At 61.2% G+C, this 22053-nt stretch carries 17 protein-coding genes; 15 read left to right on the top strand and 2 right to left on the bottom strand.

The genetic code is table 11. From position 1 onward, the window contains the following. The first annotated feature begins 330 nt into the window (after positions 1 to 330). From P3T23_RS13985 to P3T23_RS14020, 8 genes are all read left to right on the top strand, one after another. Positions 331 to 1431, top strand: coding sequence for an NADH:flavin oxidoreductase/NADH oxidase (locus P3T23_RS13985; protein WP_429316758.1), 1101 nt, complete (start codon positions 331 to 333; stop codon positions 1429 to 1431). A 553-nt stretch (positions 1432 to 1984) separates the two neighbouring features. Continuing rightward, on the top strand, positions 1985 to 3139 hold the full coding sequence (locus tag P3T23_RS13990; RefSeq protein WP_429316759.1) for an LLM class flavin-dependent oxidoreductase: 1155 nt from the start codon (positions 1985 to 1987) through the stop codon (positions 3137 to 3139). A gap of 29 nt (positions 3140 to 3168) precedes the next feature. Then, positions 3169 to 4731: a carboxylesterase/lipase family protein gene (locus P3T23_RS13995; RefSeq protein WP_429316760.1), complete on the top strand. Its 1563-nt coding sequence runs from the start codon at positions 3169 to 3171 to the stop codon at positions 4729 to 4731. Positions 4732 to 5040: 309 nt separating this feature from the next. Then, a complete protein-coding gene (locus P3T23_RS14000; RefSeq protein WP_429316761.1) occupies positions 5041 to 5373 on the top strand; it encodes an SMR family transporter in 333 nt (110 codons plus the stop codon). Positions 5374 to 5420: 47 nt separating this feature from the next. Next, positions 5421 to 6155, top strand: a complete 735-nt coding sequence (locus P3T23_RS14005; RefSeq protein WP_429316762.1) for an SDR family NAD(P)-dependent oxidoreductase — start codon at positions 5421 to 5423, stop codon at positions 6153 to 6155. A gap of 44 nt (positions 6156 to 6199) precedes the next feature. Further along, positions 6200 to 6961, top strand: a complete 762-nt coding sequence (locus tag P3T23_RS14010; RefSeq protein ID WP_429316763.1) for an SDR family NAD(P)-dependent oxidoreductase — start codon at positions 6200 to 6202, stop codon at positions 6959 to 6961. Between the two features lie 288 nt (positions 6962 to 7249). Further along, entirely contained in the window at positions 7250 to 7756 is a 507-nt protein-coding gene (locus tag P3T23_RS14015; protein ID WP_429316764.1) for a hypothetical protein, read from the top strand. A gap of 80 nt (positions 7757 to 7836) precedes the next feature. Beyond that, complete coding sequence (locus P3T23_RS14020) at positions 7837 to 8805, top strand: amidohydrolase family protein (RefSeq protein ID WP_429316765.1); 969 nt, start codon at positions 7837 to 7839, stop codon at positions 8803 to 8805. 87 nt (positions 8806 to 8892) lie between these two features. On the opposite strand, the gene P3T23_RS14025 is transcribed toward P3T23_RS14020, so the two are convergent. Both P3T23_RS14025 and P3T23_RS14030 read right to left on the bottom strand, forming a co-directional pair. Further along, positions 8893 to 11412 (bottom strand): adenosylcobalamin-dependent ribonucleoside-diphosphate reductase, encoded by a 2520-nt coding sequence (locus P3T23_RS14025; protein ID WP_429316766.1) that lies wholly within the window; start codon positions 11410 to 11412, stop codon positions 8893 to 8895. A gap of 178 nt (positions 11413 to 11590) precedes the next feature. Next, entirely contained in the window at positions 11591 to 12610 is a 1020-nt protein-coding gene (locus P3T23_RS14030; RefSeq protein ID WP_429316767.1) for a GlxA family transcriptional regulator, read from the bottom strand. 500 nt (positions 12611 to 13110) lie between these two features. Between P3T23_RS14030 and P3T23_RS14035 the strand changes: the two genes are divergently transcribed. The 7 genes from P3T23_RS14035 to P3T23_RS14065 all read left to right on the top strand — a co-directional run bounded on the left by P3T23_RS14035 (position 13111) and on the right by P3T23_RS14065 (position 22031). Further along, the gene (locus tag P3T23_RS14035; protein WP_429316768.1) at positions 13111 to 14385 is read left to right on the top strand and encodes a serine hydroxymethyltransferase; all 1275 of its coding nucleotides are present in this window, start codon (positions 13111 to 13113) and stop codon (positions 14383 to 14385) included. Positions 14386 to 14456: 71 nt separating this feature from the next. After that, positions 14457 to 15428 carry a dipeptidase gene (locus P3T23_RS14040; RefSeq protein ID WP_429316769.1) on the top strand — a complete coding sequence of 324 codons (972 nt, stop codon included), beginning with the start codon at positions 14457 to 14459 and terminating at the stop codon, positions 15426 to 15428. Between the two features lie 93 nt (positions 15429 to 15521). Further along, positions 15522 to 16055, top strand: coding sequence for a DUF5943 domain-containing protein (locus tag P3T23_RS14045; RefSeq protein WP_429316770.1), 534 nt, complete (start codon positions 15522 to 15524; stop codon positions 16053 to 16055). Between the two features lie 37 nt (positions 16056 to 16092). Further along, the gene (locus P3T23_RS14050; RefSeq protein WP_429316771.1) at positions 16093 to 18156 is read left to right on the top strand and encodes an FAD-dependent oxidoreductase; all 2064 of its coding nucleotides are present in this window, start codon (positions 16093 to 16095) and stop codon (positions 18154 to 18156) included. Between the two features lie 2 nt (positions 18157 to 18158). After that, on the top strand, positions 18159 to 20081 hold the full coding sequence (locus tag P3T23_RS14055; protein ID WP_429316772.1) for a (Fe-S)-binding protein: 1923 nt from the start codon (positions 18159 to 18161) through the stop codon (positions 20079 to 20081). A 4-nt stretch (positions 20082 to 20085) separates the two neighbouring features. Beyond that, a complete protein-coding gene (locus P3T23_RS14060) occupies positions 20086 to 21255 on the top strand; it encodes an electron transfer flavoprotein subunit alpha/FixB family protein (protein WP_429316773.1) in 1170 nt (389 codons plus the stop codon). Beyond that, entirely contained in the window at positions 21252 to 22031 is a 780-nt protein-coding gene (locus tag P3T23_RS14065) for an electron transfer flavoprotein subunit beta/FixA family protein (protein WP_429316774.1), read from the top strand. The genes P3T23_RS14060 and P3T23_RS14065 overlap by 4 nt, the downstream gene beginning before the upstream one ends. The last annotated feature ends 22 nt before the right edge of the window (positions 22032 to 22053 follow it).

The raw sequence follows: 22053 nt of genomic DNA on the forward strand, positions 1-22053 counted from the left end.
TAGGGATGTGCAAGTGCAACCACGCGGTTGGGCACGACACCTCATTTGCATACGAGCCCGTCTTGCATCGATGTTCTCAAAGTGAGATTGACCCATCTGCATTTGCCGTTGGACATGACGTTACCACGGGATAATTCTACGTGACATAAAGACGTGTCGATTGGGGCGAGCGTCGCCTGCATCGATATAAACAGAAAACTGCAGGAGGCGCATTGAGGCGTGGTTCGACCAACCCGATCTTCAACGCTAACCGCCATCGGGCTATCTGCGAAACTCCATCGCCCGAACATCGTTGAGCTTCTGCACGAGATTTTTCAAGGAGCACGCTGGATGTCTGCCCTGTTCACCCCTTTCAACCTCAAGGACGTATCTCTGCGCAATCGCATTGCTATTCCGCCAATGTGCCAGTACACCGCCGTCGACGGACTGATCAACGATTGGCATCGCGTGCATCTGACCGGACTCGCACGCGGCGGCGCGGGCCTCGTCATTGTCGAGGCGACTGCTGTGTCGCCGGAGGGTCGAATTACGCCAGGCTGCACCGGCCTCTGGAACGACGGGCAGGCACAGGCTTTTGCGCCCGTCGTCGCTTCAATCAAGGCTGCCGGCGCCGTGCCCGGCATCCAGATCGCCCATGCAGGCCGCAAAGCCAGCGCGAACCGGCCGTGGGAAGGTGACGACCACATCGCTGCGGAAGATCCTTGCGGCTGGCAGACCATTGCTCCGTCGGCCATCGCGTTCGGTGCCCATCTGCCGAGAGTGCCCGAGGCAATGACGCTCCAGGACATCGCCCGCGTGCGCGGGGATTTCGTAGCGGCCGCGAAGCGTGCGCGGGACGCCGGCTTTGAGTGGCTGGAACTGCACTTTGCACATGGCTATCTCGGTCAGAGTTTTTTTTCGAGGCACTCGAATCAACGGAACGATGCATATGGCGGCAGCCTCGATAACCGCAGCCGTTTCCTGCTGGAGACTTTGGCGGCGGTGCGCGATGTATGGCCAGAGCATCTGCCGCTGACCGCCCGTTTCGGCGTCATCGAATACGACGGGCGCGACGACGAGACCGTCGCCGAATCCATCGAACTGGCAAAGAACTTCAAGCGTGCAGGTCTGGACATGCTGAGCGTCAGCGTAGGCTTCTCCACACCGACAGCTGAAATTCCGTGGGCGCCGGCATTCCTCACGCCCATTGCGGAACGCGTACGCCGCGAAGCGCAACTACCTGTCGCATCGGCGTGGGGCATCGACACGCCCGAACTCGCAAATCGGTGCGTTGAAAATGGACAGCTCGACCTGGTGATGGTTGGGCGTGCGCATCTCGCCGATCCTCATTGGCCGTATTCAGCCGCGCGCAAGCTCGGGATCGACCGTGCGTCCTGGACACTTCCTGCACCCTACGCTCATTGGCTCGAGCGCTATGCCGTTGCTGACTGAGCAGCGTGCTCAGTCCGGATGTCCGTCCGTCAATATGGCCCCGGCACGCCGACTAACTCAAGAGGTCAGTTCAAAAAGGCGGCGCCGTCAAGCCATTCAAACACCGCGAGCGCCTGCTCGGGCGTCCGGTCGTCGGGCTCGACGAATGGTAGGCGGCGCCGGCGGCCCGACGATAAAGCCACGCATTGTTCAGAAGGTTTGGGCATCATCGTATGCAAAGTATGCTGGGCTATCCGGTCAGGATCGCTGCGTGTAATTCGGGCGTATCCCGTCAGTGTTCTTCGATGGCGGATTCATCGGATAAGACCACTGGGTAGAGGCAATTTGTCGAACCCGGTCTTTGGAAAGCTCGCTCCAATATTGCGCTTGTAAAGGTAAAAAGCCGCTAAGAATTTCGACGCACCGCACAATGTTCTCAAAGTTAGATCGCGTTATCTGCATTTGCCGTTGGACATGCCGTTACAACGAGATAACCTATGCTGAATAAAGACGTGTCGGCCAAGTCGAGCGTCGCCAGAATCTATATGAGCAGGGACCTCAAGGAGGGGTATTGATGAGCGATACAACGAATCCGATCTTCAACGCCAACCGGATGAAGATCGGCATCTTTGCCATAAACGGCAAAGCAGGAATTATGACGACGGTCCCAGAGCTTTATGAGCCAACCTGGGACTTGTCCGTGAAGACTGCACGGATGGCAGACGAAGCTGGGTTTGAAGCGATCGTATCCTATGCGCGCTGGAAGGGTTGGGTGACGGGCGACAACGACGATCTTACTGGCCTCACCATGGATCCTTTCACATGGGCGGCCGGCATCGCCCAGGCGACGCGCTATTCCGCTGTCTTCGCGACCTCACATGCGCCCACGATCCACCCGATCCTCGCGGCCAAGCAAACTTCGACGATCGACATTATTTCCAACGGGCGATTCGGGCTCAACGTAGTGGGCGGATGGAACAAGCCCGAGCTTGAGATGTTCGGTGCGCCCTTCAAGGAACATGACCGCCGCTACGATCATCTGGCGGAATGGCTCACAGTTATTCGCCGCCTTTGGCAATCGCGCGCAGAATTCGATTTTAGCGGGGACTTTTTCAATGTCGTGCGTGGATCATCGATTCCGAAGCCGATTCAAAAACCGCATCCGCCGATCATGAACGCGGGTGGATCGGAACGAGGTAGACGCTTTGCCTGCGAGCACGCCGATATGTGCTTCCTTATCGTTCAGTCGGAATCTCCGGCGTCTATCCGACGGCAGGTCGAGGAGTACAAGCAGCTGGCACGGGAAGAGTTCGGTCGTGAGGTCCAGGTCTGGACCAATTCAATGGTGATGCAGCGCGACACGCAAGCTGAGGCGGACGCCTATTACCATCACTGCCTGGTCGAAAATGAGGACAAGGCAAGCGTCGATGCATGGATGAAGATGCAGCAGGAGCATGCCAGGCTTATGTCGCCCGAGGCGTTGCAGGCTTTCCGTCTGCGGATGGCCGGCAGCGGTGGAGGCTTCCCGCTAGTTGGCTCCGCGGAACGGATCGCGGAGCGGTTGGAAATGCTATCGGGTGCAGGCCTCGACGGTATTCTGCTGACTTGGGTCGATCCTGTGGATGGGATCGAGCGGTTCGCACGCGACGTGCTTCCGCTGATGGAACGAGCCGGTCTGCGCACGCCATTTGTGTCGAGGTGCGAGCAAGAAATGATGAGCCTGACTTGATCAGCCCAAGGTCTATGAGGGGACTGAGTATGAACGAGAATGTGACGGTCCGCCAGGGTCGGCTGCGAGGTGAGCGTTCGGCGGACGGAGAAGTGACCGCGTTTCGCGGCATCCCCTTCGCTTTGCCGCCGCTTGGAAATCTGCGCTGGCGCGGCCCACAGTTACCGGCAGCATGGAGCGGAACTCGAGACGCCACGCACGCGGGGCCAGTCGCTATCCAGCAATCGATGTTGGGCAATTCCGTTCTTCCCTTTGGCACGGAGTCGCAGTCGGAGGACTGTCTCTACCTCAACGTGTGGACGGCGGCTGCGGACGCGAGTGAGCGTCGACCGGTGATCGTCTGGATTCATCCGGGCGGATTCCAGATGGGCTCTGGATCGAGTCCAATGTTCGATGGTGATGCATGGGCGCGTGAGGGGGTGGTGTTCGTCACGCTCAATTACCGTTTGGCGAAGCTTGGTTTTCTTGCACATCCTCAGCTTTCAGCAGAAAACGACGAGGGCATCTCAGGCAATTACGGGTTACTCGACCAGATCGCCGCGCTCCAATGGGTCCGGGATAATATTGCAGAGTTCGGTGGCGATCCCGGATGCGTCACTATCTTCGGCATTTCAGCAGGCGCCTCCAGCGTCAGCCTACTGATGGCATCGCCCCGGGCACGAGGCCTGTTCCATCGCGCAATCGCTGAGAGCGGTGGAAGTTTCGGTACCGTGGGGGAAAATACCGGCGTTGCTGACCGCTGGCAAACTCTCACGTCAGCAACGCGGTCAGGCAAAGCCTGGACCGACGGTATCTCAGGCGGCGCTCGGGTGGACATTCGGACGTTCGATGTTGACACGATCCGGGCCGCGAGCAATGTGGACGGCACCAATATGCAGGGAATTTTTGACGCGGCTCAACCCATTGTGGATGGATCGGTGCTGCCGGCCGGAAGCTACCAGATTTTTGAGAACCGGAAGCAAGCCGCTGTTCCGCTCCTCGTCGGCTCGGTCGCGAACGAGGATCTGGTGATCGGCTTCTCGCCCAATCTCAGCACCTATCGCGCCTACATTCAAGCTGAATATGGAGCAAGTGCAGAGCGGTTCCTTGCGCTTTATCCTGCTGCAACTGATGCGGAAGCGATCGCCGCCAGCCTGAAGGCCAATAGTCACCGGGTATTCACCTGGCAAAACTGGACATGGGCTCACCTCCATGCGGCCGCTGGTCACGACGTCTACTACTATCAGTTTCAGGCGGTGCCCCCGGTGCCGCCTGATAGTTACGACGAGCAGGCATTCCCAAGGCCTCTGGGAGCCTTCCATTGCAGTTCTATCTTTTTCAGCTTCGACCGCTTCAGTCTGCGAGATTGGCCGTGGCAACCCGCGGACCGTGTGCTGGGCAAGACGATCCGCGCTGCCTGGGTGGAATTCGCTCGCACGGCCCGTCCTGCAGCGAAGGGGCTTCCTGATTGGCCGGTCTTCGATCCCACCGCGCCACGTGTTATGGCGCTCAACCACGAAAGCGGTTTGACGAATGTGCCGTGGCTTGATCATCTCCGCTTTTGGGACGCGCATTATGCCGCGCAACGAGCAGTGAGGGGTGCAAATGTATAGTCAAAAAGTTTCATTGGCAAAGGGCGCCGCGAGTCTTTTGTGATGGAGGCAATTCTTGCCCGATAGGATCGTTTTTTATCTCGAAGCGCGATGACGTGGAGAATCCATATTTTGCTTCTTCAGATAATTGTATAAGGAGTACAAATGATCTAGCCAACAATACATCCGTGTTGATTGTGTTTGCCGTTATGCCACGGTGGTCGGACCTCGACCCACAGAACCGTGTCGGTTGCCGCGATGCTGATCCAAAGATGCGCTAAGAGATCGGCGGCGAAGGAGACAGAGGGTACCTATTTTTGGAGGAAAGAAATGCTGATTAGCTATGCAATGGTTGGAATTGCCATCGCGGCCAATATTGTTGCCGTCTATTTCATGAAGCTCTGCGGTGGCATGACGCAGCCATGGCCAACACTTGGGATGATTCTCGCCAATATGCTGACGCTTTGGTTTCTCGGACGGGCGATGACAGCCGGCGCGCCGGTCAGCGCGGCAGTGACGGCGCTGACCGTAGGCGTGATGATTGGCTCCTTCTTCATAGGTCTGTCATTCGGCGAACGGGTCTCGCTTATACAGGCAGTCGGTGGAGCGATCGCGGTCGCCGGCGTTGTCATCGGAAACATGTCTGCTGCAAGTGCAAGCTAGTGAGATGAGATCCTGTACCAGGCACTGGTTTTTGGGGGAGGGGATACATGACATCGTTGAAAGGTAAGGTGGCGATTGTCACCGGTGCGGCGCGCGGCATCGGCCGTGCTATCGCGGTCAAGCTCGCGCAATGTGGAGCTGATGTTGTTCTGGTCGATCTGGATTTTCCAGCCGAGTCGGCCCAACTGGTTGGACCGTCGACGATGGCCTTCGCTGGTGATGTGTCGATCGAGTCCACGTGGGCCAAACTCGGAGATGCCATAGATAAGAGGTTCAATCGTTTGGATATCGTCGTGAACAATGCGGCAGCCTTCCCGCGCGGCCTCATCGACGAGTTGGACTTCGACACGTGGCGCAGGGGTTTTGCAGTCAATGTCGACTCGCACTTCTACAGCGCGAAGCATTTCGTGCCACGTATGCGCAAGAACGGCTATGGACGCTTCATTGCCATATCATCAAATTCGATCGGCGTCGCTGAGCAAGCGCTAAGTGCCTACATGGCGACAAAAATGGGGGCGATCGGATTTATGCGAGGCCTCGCGAATGATGTCGCCGCGGATGGCATCACCTGCAATGCGATTCTTCCGTCTCTTACCAACACACCTGCGACGGCTGACGTACCGGATGACGTCAAACGCCTGGTCTGGCAACAACAGGCAATCAAACGATTGGCGGAACCGGAGGACATTGTCGGCCCGGTGGCGTTCCTTGCGAGTGAGGAGGCTGGCTTTATCACAGGGCAGGCGCTGGTCGTTGACGGTGGGCTCTATAAGATCAGCTAAGAGCGGTCGACCGACCGTAACCACGATTTAATGAAAGGACAATCATGACAGGCAGGCTTCAGGATAAGGTTTGCGTTATAACAGGTACCGGCGGGAGCATGGGGAGCGCCGCAGCGCTGTTGTTTGCACGAGAAGGCGCGCGCATCGTTGGATGCGAGATAAACGAGGCGAGCGGTGCAGCCACGGTGGATGCAGTGCGCACTGCGGGCGGGGAAATGGTCTCGCGCCATCCCTGCAATCTCACTTATTCAGATGAGTGCCGTGCCTTGGTCGATCTCGCGATCGAACGCTTTGGCCGGATCGACGTACTTTATAATAATGCGGCGATGGCCTATTTCAATTGGATCGAGGATATCTCAGATGAGGAATGGACGCGCAACCTGAACGAGGAGGTAAATCTCGTTTTCTTCCTTACGCGTGCCGCCTGGCCATACCTTAAGAAGGGTGGCGGTACCATTATCAATACCGCCTCCGCGAACGGACACACGACGGTACGCACGCTCGGCTCTATGGCGCATTGCACATCAAAGGCCGGTATCGTCGCAATGACACGTCAGATGGCCATGGAGGGCCGCGAATTCGGCATACGGGCCAATTCCATCTCTCCGGGGTTGACGGAGACTAACCAAACTCTCGAGCAACTCAAGAATAAGGAATGGGCTGACCACATGCTCGGTCGGATTATGCTCGGCCGCCCCGCGAAACCGGAGGAGGTGGCGCATGCGGCGCTCTTCCTGGCTTCTGATGAGAGTTCGTACGTCACAGGCACAGATCTTGTTGTGGATGGCGGAATGCTTGCTTGGTGATCCAAAGCGTAAGTCAGTCGGGCGCGGGCATCCTGGCGTTTATAAGCAAAATCTCGATGTCGGCCTTTCACTAACAATTCGTGATCCTATTTGTTTAGAATTGTTTGTAGGCAGAATACGCAAGGCTAAAGGCTCGAAGAGCGCTCACAAGATTCGATTAAGTCATCTGCATTCGCTGTTGGACACCCGGTGTCGACGGAATTACTTTAGGCGGCATTGACTGGCTCGCGTATGCTCGAAGGTCGTGACGAGCCGGTCGGCTGATGTCCTGTAAGGAGGGAACAGAATATGGCAACCGTGCAAACCCGTACCAAGGCTTTGACGTGGGAAGGCAAACCCTTTTCGATCGAAAGCTATACAAACGGCCCTGTTTATGTGGCCGATACCGATATGAGCCGGGCAAACAAGGAAGTATTCGAACGCCATCTGGTCGCGGAATGGTCGAGCGAAATCGAAGAAACGATGGCGACGGTGCATCCGGATGGTTCCTACCAGAGGATCCCGGCGCTTGGCGTCGATGTGCAGAGCTTTGCCGGCATCCGCGAATTCTATCTCGACCGTTTCGAGAAATGGCCGGGCCCGGCGCTCAAGTCCTTTACGCGCGTGACCATTGTCGACAATTGCATCTACGTCGAAGGAGAGTTCGATGTGGAAGCCGTCGGGGATGATCTGCAAAGTCTCAACATTTCCGGAAAGTCGGTGAAATCGCCATGCATGATCGCATTGGAGTGCCGGGACGGTCTGCTCGTTGGCGAGATCGTCTACATGGACAGCGGCGCGCTCAAGGTCTCCTGATATAGGACAGCGTAATAATCCAGCCTCCGCGGGGATCAATTGAATCGTTACTCCGAGCGGGCTACCCAACAGGAGAGAAGATGAGGATCGTAGCGCTCGAGGAGCATTTCCTTGTTCCCTCACTGGTTCATGCACATTTTGATGCCAGCAGCAATCCCGGCTACTCGCCAGAGAGTGACGCCGTGTTGCGGGATCTCGATGTGGGCCGCCTTTCGGCCATGGACGAGTACGGTATCACCCAGCAGGTGATTTCCGCGAGCATGCCGGGGGCCGATCTCCTGGACGGCAGTGCTGGAATCCGCTTCGCCCAGTCAACGAACAATCGCCTGGGCGAAGCAGTGCGTCGGCATCCGGGCCGTTTCGGTGGATTTGCTCATTTGCCGATGCGCGAACCTGTAGCGGCGGCAGACGAGTTAGAGCGGGCCGTCCGTGATCTCGGCTTTCGTGGTGCAATGGTGAATGGCCTCACGGATGGCCGCTTCCTTGATGACGAACGATTCTCACCGGTGCTGGCCAAAGCGGTCGCGCTCGATGTGCCCGTTTATATCCATCCCAATCTGCCACCGAAGGCAGTGTATGACTGTTACTACCGGGGGTTGCCGGGCGGAACCGGGCCGTTGCTTGCGTCAGGCATATTTGGCTGGCATTCGGAGACCGCAATTCATGTTCTCCGGTTGGCGCTAGCCGGCACGTTCGAAAGATTTCCTGGCCTGACCGTGGTCGTCGGGCATATGGGAGAGATGTTGCCTTTCATGCTTGGGCGTGCCGACGACGTGCTCATGAGCCGCGGCCTAAACCCGATCAGCGCGACAATCGTTGAAAAAGTCTACATTACGACATCTGGTGTATTTCACATATCGCCTTTCCTGAATGCACTGACTGCATTCGGTGCGGACAGAATCTTGTTTAGCGTAGATTATCCCTACAGTGCCAACGCGCCAGCGCGGAAATTCCTTGATGCTCTCCCCCTGTCTCCGGCCGATCGGATCAAGATCGCGCATGGGAATGCCGATCGACTCCTTAAACTGAACGCTTCCCGCGAGGTTTGACGCTTACTCTCAACTAGGGTAGTTATTCCAAAAGTTTCACCTTATGGGGGCACCCACAATGAAGCCCGTTATTAGCGTGAACAGGCCCTAACCGCATGCGCCGATTTCTCCGCATGCGGTGCAGAAGTCGCAGCCGTCTTTTCTGATGACCGCGTTTGCTCCGCACGTGTCGCATTTCCGGCCGAGCATCGTCGGAGCCACGGCCGGAGCGGCATGTTCCTGTAAAGACCCGTCGTCGCCAGCATCATTCGGCAGCGAGGATGTTCGGCCCGCCTCCGTCATCGGCCCGCGCGGCAGCCGGGCCAGCAGGCGCGACGGCACCTGGTTGCCTTCGGAGTCGAGAAAGCCGCGCCGGTGGAGGATCTGCTGGATCGCGTAACTCAATGCCGCGACTTCGGAATCATGCCAGCGCGGCGTGCGATGGCCGTCAAGCCGCTGCACCTCGCCGAGCCTCACCTGGCCACGATCCCACGACACCTTGCGCAGATCCTGCAGATTGCGTGCGACGAAACCGCCACGCGCGGCGAGTGACAGCGAACGCATGGTGGCGGTGATCCATTGCTGGGATTCGTCGCGTTGCCCGGCGGGAATAAAGAATTCGATTGGCCGCTCGATCGTGACTTCCTTGCCGCCCACGCGCCCGGTGACTTCAATGAACGACACGGCGACGTACAGCGACTTCTTGCCCGCCTGCGTGAGATATTCGACCTTTTCGATGATTGCCGGCAGTTCGCCCCTGGGGCGATGATCGATGGCGACCCTCAACGGGTCGAGATCAGCCGCGCCGAGCGATTCGTCAGGCTCAGCCGGCGAAACGCTCAGCACCGCACCTAGCGTATCGTTGGGCCGGTAGGTCGCGAGGCCCTTCAGGCCTCTTTTCCATGCGTCGAAATACAGGCCTTCGAAATCCGCAAACGGATAATCGGCGGGAACATTGACCGTCTTCGAAATCGAGGTATCGACGAACGGCTGCACGGCCGCCATCATTTCCAGATGGTCGCGTGCGGACATCTCCAGCGCGCTGACGAAGTAATCGGGCAGGGCATCGACATTGCCGCCCAGTTCCCGATAGAGACGCCACGCGTGGTCTTCGACGGCGAACGACTGGCGGCTGCCGTCCGCCATGATCTTCATCCGCGTATAGGTCCAGGAAAACGCCGGCTCGATGCCGTTCGACGCATTGTCCGCGAACGCGAGGCTCACGGTGCCCGTCGGCGCGATCGACAGCAGATGGCTATTACGGATGCCGTGACGGCGAATCGCATCCTTGATGTCGTCGGGCAGGCGCGATGCGAACGTGCCTTCTTCCAGATAGCCGGCCGCATCGAAGAGCGGGAATGCGCCACGCTCACGCGCGAGTTCGACCGACGCGCGATACGCCTCGTCGCGCATCAGGCGCGCGACACGCGTGGCGAAATCGCGGCCTTCCTGTGCGTCATAGCGAAGGCCCAGCATGACGAGCGTGTCGCCAAGACCGGTCAGGCCGACGCCGATGCGTCGCTTGGCGGCGGCTTCGTCCAGTTGTTCGGTCAACGGCCAGAGCGTGACGTCCAGCACATCGTCGAGAAAGCGCACCTGCGTGCGTGTGCGCGCTGCAAGTCCATCCCAGTCGAACGAGGGCTTGCCGCCGTGCATCTGCGCAAAGGGATCGAGGACAAAGCGCGTGAGGTTGAGCGGCCCCAGGTTGCAGCATCCATAGGCCGGCAGCGGTTGTTCGCCGCACGGATTGGTCGCGCGGATGGTTTCGATCGCGCGCAGGTTATTGTCCTCGTTCATCCGCGACACGAAGACGACACCCGGTTCCGCGACGTCGTAGGTCGAGCGCATGATCGTGTCCCAGATCGCGCGGGCCGGCTTTTCGGCGTAGATCCAGTAGCCATCCTCGCGTTGCCGCAGATCTCCAGCGGCACGCAGGGCGGGCGAGGGCTCGGCACGATGCACGAGCTGCCAGGGTTGATCCTGTTCGACCGCACGCATGAATTCGTCGCTCACCGCGACCGAGACGTTGAAGTTATTCCAGCGCCCCTTCGAATGCTTCGCTTCGATGAATTCGAGCAGGTCAGGGTGGTCGCAGTCGAGCACCGCCATCTGCGCGCCGCGTCGCGAGCCCGCGCTCTCCACCGTGCGGCACGACGCGTCGAAGACGTCGATATAGCTGCACGGCCCGGATGCCGACGAACTGGTGGTATGAACCCGCGCGCCCTTCGGACGGATGGCGGAGAAGTTGTAGCCGACGCCGCCGCCGCGCCGCATCGTCTCAGCGGCCTGCAGCAGCGCGACATAGATGCCCGGCAGTCCGGCTTCATCGACGCCCTGGATCGAGTCGCCGACGGGCTGAACGAAGCAGTTGATCAGCGTAGCCGCAATGCCGCTGCCGGCCGCGCTCATGATGCGACCCGCACCGAGCGCGCCATGCTGAAAGTTCTCGAAGAAGCGTACCTCGATTGTCTCGCGCAACGCCTCAGGCTCCGCCATCGCCACGCCGTGGGCGACGCGTCGATAAACATCGTCGACGGTCTGCTCGTCCCCTTTGGCGTACTTCTCGAGCATGACGTCGGTGGAGAATTGCTGCGGAGCAATCGATAGCTTCGGATCGTTTTCGGCCATGGCCCATCCCGAACGGCATGTGCACGCATGATGCAATGCGGTGTTTTAAGCGGATTGGTACTGGCCGGCGCACAACGCGCGAGGACACGGTACCGCGATTCATCTCACGGTACCGCACACAGCCGATCGCCGCAATCGCAGCGATCAAGGGCGCGATGAAAGGGAAAAAAGCCGAGGGTCAGGCTGGCACGGCGAGGCCCGGGTGCAACGCGGGCGTCAGGGTATGGGCGAGCGGCGCAACCTGCTTGCGGCGTTCGCGCGTCGGCGCCGTGCCGAATGCATCGCGATAGCTCTTGCTGAAATGACACGCCGACTGGAAGCCGCACGCCATGGTGATGTGCATGATCGACATGTCCGTTTGCAGCAAAAGCTCACGGGCGCGCCGCAGACGCAGCGTCAGGTAGTAGTGCGTCGGCGTCATGCCGAGATGTTCGCGGAAAAGGCGCTGCAGCTGCCGTTGCGACATGCCGGCCAGCCGTGCGAGTTCTTCGCGTGACAGCGGCTCTTCAATGTTGTTCTCCATCAGCGAGATGACTTCGAACAGCGACTTGTTCGCGGAGCCCAGCCGTGCCACGAGCGGCATGCGCTGCTGTGCGCTGTTGTCGCGCACGTGCTCGACGATGAACTGTTCGGCGATCTGCGTCACGCGCGGGGTGCCGACGCGCGAAGCAATCAGGTTGAGCATCATGTCGAGCGGCGCGACGCCGCCGGTGCAGGTCACGCGGTCGCGGTCGATGACGAACAGCTCTTTCAGGAAGCGCGTGTCGGGAAACTCCTCTTTGAGCGCCGACATGTTTTCCCAATGGATCGCGCATGCATAGCCGGCCAGCAGACCCGACTTCGCCAGTGCATACGTGCCGGTGCAGAGGCTGCCGAGCGCGACGCCGGCGCGTGCGAAGCGGCGCAGCGTCGACAGATGGGCGGGCGTGGTTTCGCGTTGCACGTCGATGCCGCCGCACACGAACACGATGTCGGGCTGCCCGACGCATTCGGCCGGGCCGGTGTCGACGCTGAGTCCGTTGCTTGCCGTGACGAGGCCGCCATCCGGGCTGATGATCGACCACCGGTAAAGCGGTTGCCCGCTCAGGTAGTTCGCCATGCGCAGCACCTCGATGGCGTTCGTGAACGCGATCATCGTGAAGTTCGGCAGCGGCATGAACGCGAAGTGCGACAGCGACGCGGTACGGTCGGGCGACATGGGGCTGATGTTTCCTTCGACTCTGTAGTGTTGCAGCCGTCTAGAAGTATCGGGGGACGGGCTGGTTATTCTGGGATCGAGCGCAACAAGCATGCCATACGGCTAAACCCCAGGCTCCCGCCTCGGTGACCGCCTGAAAGCTCCGTCTACCGCACCTTGCCTGTGCGTGTCAGGCACTAACGGCGGGCGTTACACGCACGTATGCAGTGCGGTCGTGCTGCGTTGCAGCACGCGCAGAAAAATGATGTGCTGCTCCCGTCGCAGGCTGTCCGTTAGCCGTTGAACGGGTGTTTAGCACGGTCGTGCGCCATAACTTGCACTTGTCCAAAACGGACTTGAATGGCGGAAAAGGCAAAGAACGCGTCTGAATTCGTAAATTGGCGTTTGGGGCTAGGGAGAAGAATAGAGCCGTCGGTAACCGCTGCCGGCAGGCCGTTCAAGGCAACGCAAAAGGCCCGCCCCGCGCGCATGCAACGCTTTCCATGACCAACGGATTTCTCATGTCGAACGCCAACCCCTTCTTCACGCAGACTCTCGCCGAACGCGATGCGCCGGTGCGCAGTGCGCTTCTCAAGGAACTCGAACGCCAGCAGTCGCAGGTCGAGCTGATCGCGTCGGAAAACATCGTGTCGCGCGCGGTGCTTGAAGCGCAAGGTTCGGTGCTGACCAACAAATACGCGGAAGGTTACCCCGGAAAGCGTTATTACGGCGGTTGCGAATTCGCCGACCAGATCGAATCGCTGGCAATCGATCGCATCAAGCAGCTTTTCAACGCCGGCTATGCGAACGTCCAGCCACACTCGGGCGCACAGGCCAACGGTGCGGTGATGCTCGCGTTGACGAAGCCGGGCGACACGGTGCTGGGCATGTCGCTGGACGCAGGCGGCCACCTCACGCACGGCGCGAAGCCGGCGCTGTCGGGCAAATGGTTCAACGCGGTTCAGTACGGCGTGGATCGCGAAACGCTGCGCATCGACTACGACCAGATCGAAGCACTCGCGCATGAGCACAAGCCGGCTCTGATCATCGCCGGTTTCTCCGCTTACCCGCGTGTGCTCGATTTCGCGCGCTTCCGCGCCATTGCCGATAGCGTGGGCGCGAAGCTGATGGTCGATATGGCGCACATTGCCGGCGTGATCGCGGCGGGGCGTCATCCGAATCCCGTCGAACATGCGCATGTCGTGACATCGACGACGCACAAGACGTTGCGCGGCCCGCGCGGCGGCTTCGTGCTGACCAACGACGAAGACATCGCGAAGAAGATCAACTCGGCGGTGTTCCCGGGGCTGCAAGGCGGCCCGCTGATGCACGTGATCGCCGGCAAGGCGGTCGCATTCGGCGAGGCGCTTCAGGACAATTTCAAGAGCTACATCGACAACGTGCTGGCCAACGCACAGGCGCTCGGCGAGGTGCTGAAGGCGGGCGGCGTCGATCTCGTCACGGGCGGCACGGATAACCACCTGCTGCTGGTCGATCTGCGGCCGAAGGGCCTGAAGGGCACGCAGGTCGAGCAGGCGCTGGAGCGCGCCGGCATCACCTGCAACAAGAACGGCATTCCGTTCGACACCGAGAAGCCGACCGTCACGTCGGGCATTCGCCTCGGCACGCCGGCCGGTACGACGCGCGGTTTTGGCGTCGGCGAATTCCGCGAGGTCGGCCGTCTGATCCTCGAAGTGTTCGATGCGCTGCGCCACCACCCGGACGGGGATGCGGCCACTGAACAGCGCGTGCGCCGCGAGATTTTCGCGCTGTGCGAGCGCTTTCCGATTTACTGATACGCCGAACCGCCGAACGTTGCGCGCAGCTATAGCGACCCCACACGCCAGAACCCTATACGGAGCATCGAATGAGCAATCTGCATGAGAACAGCATCATCATCGACGGCCTGAACATTTCGAAATTTGATCGCTCGGTCTTCGAGGACATGAGGAAGGGTGGCATCACCGCGGCGAACTGTACGGTGTCGGTGTGGGAGAGCTTTACGAAGACCGTCGACAACATCGCGTTGATGAAGCAGCAGATCCGCGCAAACAGCGAGTTGCTGACGCTCGTGCGCACCACCGAAGACATTGCGCGTGCGAAGAAGGAAAACCGCACCGGCGTGATTCTGGGTTTCCAGAACGCGCATGCCTTCGAGGACAACCTCGGCTACATCGAAGCGTTCGCCGACATGGGCGTGCGCGTCGTGCAGCTTTGCTACAACACGCAGAACCTCGTTGGCACCGGTTGCTACGAGCGCGACGGCGGGCTGTCGGATTTCGGCCGCGAAGTGATCACCGAAATGAACCGGGTCGGGATCATGGTCGATCTGTCGCACGTCGGCGGCAATACGTCGTCGGAGGCGATCGCGTTTTCGAAGAAGCCGGTCTGCTATTCGCATTGCCTGCCGTCGGGCCTCAAGGAGCATCCGCGCAACAAGTCCGATGAACAGCTGAAGGAAATCGCCGACGCCGGCGGCTTCATCGGCGTGACGATGTTTGCGCCGTTCCTCAAGCGCGGCATCGATGCGACGGTGGAAGACTACATCGAAGCCATCGACTATGTCGTCAATCTGGTCGGCGAGGACACGGTGGGCATCGGCACCGATTTCACGCAGGGCTACAGCGTCGACTTCTTCGACTGGCTCACGCACGACAAGGGCCGCTATCGCCGTCTGACGAACTTCGGCAAGGTCGTGAATCCGGAAGGCATCCGCACGATCGGCGAGTTCCCGAACCTGACCGCGGCCATGCAGCGCGCAGGCTGGAGCGAGACGCGCATCCGCAAGATCATGGGCGAAAACTGGGTGCGCGTGTTCCGCGATGTCTGGGGCGCATAGGCACCGAAGCTCGATCCTCAATCATTGAAACGCGACGGGCGCCGTGATGAGCGCCCGCACGAACCGAAACTCACCCCACGGAGTTACCTCGCGATGCAACCGCAACTGCCGATCGACGTCGATCCGAACACTGGCGTCTGGACCTCCGACGCACTGCCGATGCTGTACGTCCCGCGTCATTTCTTCACGAATAATCATACGGCTGTCGAAGGGGCGCTCGGGCGTGACGCCTACGCGGAGATTCTCTACAAGGCGGGTTACAAGTCGGCCTATCACTGGTGCGACAAGGAAGCGAAGCAGCACGGCATCAGCGGCATGGCGGTATTCGAGCACTACCTGAAGCGTCTTTCGCAACGCGGCTGGGGCATTTTCACGATTATCGAAGCCGATCCGGTGAGCGCTCGTGCGCGTGTCGAACTGCGCCACTCGTCGTTTGTCCTCGCGCAGCCGGGCAAACACGGCAAGCTTTGCTACATGTTCGCGGGCTGGTTCGCCGGCGCGATGGACTGGGTGAACGACACCACCGAAGCCGGCAAGGGCGCACCGCGCTCGCAGTCGAAGGAAGTTCAATGCGCAGCGGAAGGTCACGACCATTGCGTGTTCGAAGTGTCGCCCGTCGCTCAATAAACCAGGCCTAACCGAACACCGTCCGAGGTCGTCCGCGATGCGTTATCCGAATCTGTTCAAACCCTTGACGCTGAACAAGCTCACGTTGCGCAACCGCATCGTCAGCACGGCGCATGCCGAGGTTTATGCCGAACCGGGCGGTCTGCCCGGCGACCGCTATATCCGTTACTACGAGGAAAAGGCCAAGGGGGGCGTGGGGCTCGCCGTGTGCGGCGGCTCCAGCCCGGTGTCGATCGACAGTCCGCAGGGATGGTGGAAGTCGGTGAATCTGTCGACGGACCGGATCGTCGATCCGCTTGGGCGGCTGGCTGAAGCCATGCATCGTCACGGCGCGAAGATCATGATCCAGGCGACGCACATGGGCCGCCGCTCGGCGTTCCATGGCGAGCACTGGCCGCATCTGATGACGCCGTCCGGTGTGCGCGAGCCGGTACACCGCGGCAACGCGAAGATCATCGAGGTCGAGGAAATCCGCCGCATCATCAGCGATTTCGCGGCAGCCGCGAAACGCGTGCAACAGGCCGGCATGGACGGCATCGAGATTTCCGCCGCGCACCAGCATCTGATCGATCAGTTCTGGAGCCCGCGCACGAACTTTCGCACTGACGAATGGGGCGGCTCGCTCGAGAACCGTCTGCGCTTTGGCGTGGAAGTGCTCAAGGCCGTGCGTGAAGCGGTCGGCCCGGATTTCTGCGTCGGCCTGCGCATGTGCGGCGACGAATTTCACGAAGATGGTCTGGATCACGAGCAGCTGAAGGAGATCGCGCAGGCGATGTCCGAATCCGGCCTGATCGACTACCTCGGTGTGATCGGCTCCGGCGCGGATACGCACAATACGCTCGCGAACTGCATGCCGCCGATGGCATTGCCGCCTGAACCCTTCGTGCATCTGGCAGCAGGCATCAAAGCGGTCGTCAAGGTACCGGTGATGCATGCGCAAAGTATCCGCGATGCCGGGCAAGCCGAACGTCTGCTCGCCAACGGCATGGTCGACCTCGTGGGCATGACGCGTGCGCAGATCGCTGACCCGCATATGGTCATCAAGATCCGCGACGGCCGTGAAGATGAAATCAAACAATGCGTCGGCGCCAACTATTGCATCGACCGCCAGTACAACGGCCTGGATGTGCTGTGCGTGCAGAACGCCGCCACCTCGCGTGAAGCGACGATGCCGCACGTGATTGAGAAGACACGCGGGCCGCGCCGCAAGGTGGTGGTCGTCGGCGCGGGTCCTGCCGGTCTGGAGGCGGCACGCGTCGCGCGTTCGCGTGGTCATGAGGTCGTGCTGTTCGAAAAGGCCGATGCTGTTGGCGGCCAGATCATGCTCGCGGCGAAAGCGCCGCAGCGTGAGCAGATGGCGGGCATCGTCCGCTGGTTCGATATGGAAACGAAGCGCCTCGGCGTGGACCGGCGTCTCGGCGTCGAAGCCGACGAGAAGATGATCCTCGCGGAACAGCCGGACATCATCGTGCTGGCAACCGGCGGCTCGAGCTTCACGCAACAGGTGCCGGCATGGGGCGTCGACGAAGGGCTCGCCGTCAGTTCATGGGACATCCTCGCCGGTCGCGTCGAGCCAAAGCAGAACGTGCTGGTTTATGACGGGGTCAGCACGCATGCGGGCGCCGGCGTAGCGGACTTCATTTCCAGCCGCGGCTCGAAGGTCGAAATCGTCACGCCGGATGTGAAAGTGGCCGACGACGTCGGCGGCACGACCTTCCCGATCTTCTATCGACGCCTCTATGCGCAAGGCGTGATCCACACGCCGAACTACTGGCTCGATCGCGTCTACGAAGAGGATGGCAAGAAGATCGCCGTGCTGCGCAACGAATACACCGAGGAACAGGAAGAGCGGGCCGTCGATCAGGTGGTGATCGAAAACGGCAGCACGCCCAACGACGCGTTGTACTGGAAGCTCAAGCCGGAATCGGTGAACCGCGGCCAGGTCGATGTGCACAAGCTGTTCGCGGCGGAGCCACAGCCGTCGCTGTCCGAGGAACTGGGCAACGGCCGCTTCCTGCTGTTCCGGGTTGGCGACTGCATCTCGATGCATAACATTCACGGCGCGATCTACGACGCGCTGCGTCTTTGCAAGGACTTTTGACGATGAGCCCGGCGTTTCTCATCACCGCATTGCTGTGGGTATCGGTCGCCGGTCTTGCGTTCGCCCTCGCGCGCCGGGCGTCGTACTGGCGGCTCGGCCGTGCGACCGCAGCGGGCGCGTTCGGCTGGACCCACCTGCTGACCATCCCGAAGCGCTATTTCGTCGATTTGCACCACGTCGTGGCCCGCGATCCGTACATTGCGAAGACGCACGTCGCGACGGCGGGCGGTGCAATCGCGGCGTTCGCACTCGTGTTCGTCAACTACGGACTGGCGATCTATTCGCCATGGCTCGATCGTGTGATCTTTGTTGCTGCGCTGGTGATGCTGACAGGCGCGGTGTTCGTCTGGCGTCGCCGGCATGGTGCCAGGACGGTGCCTGCAAGACTGTCGCGCGGTCCGTGGGACACGTTGCCGTGGCTGCTCGGTTCGTTCGCGCTCGGGCTGTTGCTGTTCGTGCTGGTGCCGGCATCGGCGATGTCCGGTGGACTCGCGGTCATCTTTGCCGCCCTGATCGCAGTGGGCGCATTCGCGATGACGGTCGGCGCCGCACGTGGCGGCCCGATGAAGCACGCGCTGGCTGGCCTCCTGCATCTGGCGTTTCATCCGCGTCAGGAGCGTTTTGCGGGCTACGGCGATGTGCGTGCCGCCGATGCCGTCCCGCCGACCGCACTCAAGACGCCTGTGCTCGATCAGAACGAATATGGTGTCGGCAAGCCCGTCGAGTTTCTCTGGAACCAGTTGCTGAGCTTTGACGCCTGCGTGCAGTGCGGCAAGTGCGAAGCAGCGTGTCCCGCGTTCGCCGCCGGGCAGCCGCTCAATCCGAAGAAGCTGATTCAGGATCTCGTCACCGGGATGGTCGGCGGCACCGATGCCGCGTATGCCGGCAGTCCCACGCCGGGTTTTCCGGTGGGGCAGCATGGCGGCGATCCGCAACGCCCGATCGTATCGAGCCTGATCGAGGCAGACACGCTCTGGTCGTGCACGACGTGCCGGGCCTGTGTTCAGGAGTGCCCGATGTTGATCGAACATGTCGATGCAATCGTCGATATGCGCCGGAATCAGACGCTCGTGCACGGCATGGTGCCGGGCAAAGGCCCTGAAGTGCTGGCGAATCTGCGCGAAACCGGCACGGCCGGAGGCTACGACAAGGCCGGCCGCTACGACTGGGCCGTCGATCTGAACGCGCCGGTCGCACAGCCGGGCAAGCCTGTCGACGTGCTGCTTGTCGCCGGCGAAGGCGCTTTCGACATGCGCTATCAACGCACCTTGCGCGCGCTGGTCAAAGTGCTGAACAAGGCCGGCGTCGACTACGCCGTGCTCGGCGGCATCGAGACGGATACGGGCGACGTGGCCCGCCGTCTGGGTGACGAAGCCACCTTCCAGCGCCTTGCGAAGCAGTTGACCGGCACGCTTTCCGCCCTCTCGTTCAGGCGCATCGTGACGGCGGACCCGCACGTGATGCACAGCCTGCGCAACGAATATCGCGCCTTGGGCGGACGTTTCGACGTGCTGCATCACACGACGTTCGTCGCGGAGCTCGTCGCGGCGGGCAAGGTGACGCCGAAGGCGAACGAAGCCCTGCGTGAGCAGAAGATCACCTATCACGATCCCTGCTACCTGGGCCGCTACAACGGCGAGACGGAAGCGCCGCGCAAGCTGCTGCGCTCGATCGGTATCCAGATCGTCGAAATGGAACGGCATGGCAAGCGTGGCCGGTGCTGCGGCGGTGGCGGCGGCGCGCCGCTGACCGATATTCCCGGCAAGCAGCGCATCCCGGATATCCGCATCAACGACGCCCGCGCGATCGGCGCCGATGTGGTCGCCGTGGGTTGCCCGAATTGCACGGCGATGCTGGAAGGCGTCGTGGGACCGCGTCCGGAAGTGCTCGATGTGGCCGAACTCGTTGCAGCCGCGCTGGAGTGAAGCGATGAACACGATCAAACGTATCGATCCGCGCCGACCTTACACGATCACAGCCGGGGGCCTGCGGCGCATCACGCTGGGCGCTGTAGCTGAAGCCGGTGCGATGACGGGCGGCGACGCGCCGCGCGCCGCGCACGGCAGCGCTGCGAAGCCGCGTCGTACGACGCTGGCTCCCTCGCGCACGATCCTCGTCGCAGCGCACAGCGATCGCGGTTCGCTCGACGAACATGCACGCCAGACCATCGCGGCTGCCGCGTTGATTGCCGACGCGCAGACGCAGGTCGCGCTGCTCGTCTTTGGCGAGATGAAAGACGACGCCGCGGCGCTAGGCGCTGACAGCGTGATCGAGTTGCCTGCCTTCGATCGCCGGATGTTTGCGCCCGAAAGCGAACTGCAGACGCTGGCCGCCTGTGTCGCACAGTTCGCACCGGCACACATCCTCATGCCCGACAACGCGACCGGCGATGGCGATCTCGGCCGCCGCTATGCCGCGTATGCCGGTGCGAGCGTGGCGACCCATGTGGTGGAGATCGACCCGGCGCATGTCAGTGTGTACATCCACGCCAGGAAGTCGTTTGCAACGCGGGCGTTGCCGGACCTGATACTGCTCGCGCCGGGCGCTGTGGACACGCGTTTGCCGTTCGCAGGCGCGGGAGAACGTATCGAAATGCCCGGTATGGCCACGGACGACGCACACGGCTCCACGTATCTCGACCTCGGCATTGAAGAGATCGACGCGGCCCAGGTCGCGCTCGAAGAAGCCGATTTCATTGTCTCCGCCGGCAACGGCATAACCGATGTCGGCGCGTTCGAGCGTCTGGCAGGGGCTTTCGGTGCGGCGATCGGGGCAAGCCGTGTTGCGGTCGATAACGGCATGTTCACGCGTGACAAGCAGATCGGTGCGACCGGCAAAACCGTCGAGGCGAGCGTCTATATCGCGTTCGGCATTTCAGGCGCGGTTCAGCATCTGCAGGGCATCAAGGATTGTCGTCACGTGATCGCGGTGAATCTGGACGGCAGCGCGCCGATCGTCAAGCGCGCGAACCTGACGATCATCGCGGATACGCAGGCGACGATCTCGTCGCTGATCGACGAGGTCGCGCGTGCACGCTCGCCGGATTCGCGGGCCGCGGTGTCCGCGGTTACGACCGCTGTAGAAGGAGTCGCAGCATGAACGGAAAGCTCGAACGGATTGCCGTGCTGGTTTCGGTGGGGCGTCACCCGGTGAGCGGCGTCGCGCGCTATAGCCGGAATGACGCTGCCGCGCTCGAAACCGGCCTCGCGCTTGCAAAGGAACACGGCGCCACGCTCGACGTGCTGCATGCAGGCGACCCTGCGAATCCTGCGCTCGAGGACTATCTGGCGCTGGGCGCTCCCCGTGTCGAGGTGCTCACGTGCGGCGCCGATGGTGACGCTGTCGCGGCGCTTGCAGTCCGCGTCCGGGGTTACGACCTCGTCTTGACCGGTACCTGTGCCGAAGGGGCCTACGACAGCGGCATGCTCCCGTACCAGCTTGCCGACGCGCTCGGCTACCCGCTGCTCGGGTCGGCTGTCGATGCATCTGTCGCCGGCGGCAAGGTGACGGTGCGGCAGTTCCTGCCGAAGGGCGTGCGCCGCCGGGTGCAGGCTTCGTTGCCCGCCGTGGTGGCCGTGCACCCGCTGGCGGCCGTGACGCCGCACTACGCCTACGCGCGCCTGCGCGCCGGCTCCATCGATACGCAACACGTCCCGCGGCGCGAACACGCCGATGCGGCGCAATGGACCGTAGCCGCGGCCCAGCGCAAGCCGGTCCGGCTCGCCGCCGCCGAGAAGCGTTCCGGCCACGCGCGGATGCTGTCCGCGACGACCACCGAGAGCCGCGGCGGAAGCGTCGTAATTGAAGGGACTTCGGTCGAAAAAGCACAAGTGATACTCGGCTATTTGCGCGAGCATCAACTCATCGATTACTGATTTTGCGCCGCACATAACGGCC

Source organism: Paraburkholderia sp. GAS448 (genome assembly GCF_050435685.1).
Classification (GTDB): Bacteria; Pseudomonadota; Gammaproteobacteria; order Burkholderiales; family Burkholderiaceae; genus Paraburkholderia.

What these genes read in the sequence shown, in the direction of transcription:
- P3T23_RS13985 (WP_429316758.1), top strand. Translation starts at nt 331, where the DNA reads ATGTCTGCCCTGTTCACCCCTTTCAACCTCAAGGACGTATCTCTGCGC.
- P3T23_RS13990 (WP_429316759.1), top strand. Translation starts at nt 1,985, where the DNA reads ATGAGCGATACAACGAATCCGATCTTCAACGCCAACCGGATGAAGATC.
- P3T23_RS13995 (WP_429316760.1), top strand. Translation starts at nt 3,169, where the DNA reads ATGAACGAGAATGTGACGGTCCGCCAGGGTCGGCTGCGAGGTGAGCGT.
- P3T23_RS14000 (WP_429316761.1), top strand. Translation starts at nt 5,041, where the DNA reads ATGCTGATTAGCTATGCAATGGTTGGAATTGCCATCGCGGCCAATATT.
- P3T23_RS14005 (WP_429316762.1), top strand. Translation starts at nt 5,421, where the DNA reads ATGACATCGTTGAAAGGTAAGGTGGCGATTGTCACCGGTGCGGCGCGC.
- P3T23_RS14010 (WP_429316763.1), top strand. Translation starts at nt 6,200, where the DNA reads ATGACAGGCAGGCTTCAGGATAAGGTTTGCGTTATAACAGGTACCGGC.
- P3T23_RS14015 (WP_429316764.1), top strand. Translation starts at nt 7,250, where the DNA reads ATGGCAACCGTGCAAACCCGTACCAAGGCTTTGACGTGGGAAGGCAAA.
- P3T23_RS14020 (WP_429316765.1), top strand. Translation starts at nt 7,837, where the DNA reads ATGAGGATCGTAGCGCTCGAGGAGCATTTCCTTGTTCCCTCACTGGTT.
- P3T23_RS14025 (WP_429316766.1), bottom strand. Translation starts at nt 11,412, where the DNA reads ATGGCCGAAAACGATCCGAAGCTATCGATTGCTCCGCAGCAATTCTCC.
- P3T23_RS14030 (WP_429316767.1), bottom strand. Translation starts at nt 12,610, where the DNA reads ATGTCGCCCGACCGTACCGCGTCGCTGTCGCACTTCGCGTTCATGCCG.
- P3T23_RS14035 (WP_429316768.1), top strand. Translation starts at nt 13,111, where the DNA reads ATGTCGAACGCCAACCCCTTCTTCACGCAGACTCTCGCCGAACGCGAT.
- P3T23_RS14040 (WP_429316769.1), top strand. Translation starts at nt 14,457, where the DNA reads ATGAGCAATCTGCATGAGAACAGCATCATCATCGACGGCCTGAACATT.
- P3T23_RS14045 (WP_429316770.1), top strand. Translation starts at nt 15,522, where the DNA reads ATGCAACCGCAACTGCCGATCGACGTCGATCCGAACACTGGCGTCTGG.
- P3T23_RS14050 (WP_429316771.1), top strand. Translation starts at nt 16,093, where the DNA reads ATGCGTTATCCGAATCTGTTCAAACCCTTGACGCTGAACAAGCTCACG.
- P3T23_RS14055 (WP_429316772.1), top strand. Translation starts at nt 18,159, where the DNA reads ATGAGCCCGGCGTTTCTCATCACCGCATTGCTGTGGGTATCGGTCGCC.
- P3T23_RS14060 (WP_429316773.1), top strand. Translation starts at nt 20,086, where the DNA reads ATGAACACGATCAAACGTATCGATCCGCGCCGACCTTACACGATCACA.
- P3T23_RS14065 (WP_429316774.1), top strand. Translation starts at nt 21,252, where the DNA reads ATGAACGGAAAGCTCGAACGGATTGCCGTGCTGGTTTCGGTGGGGCGT.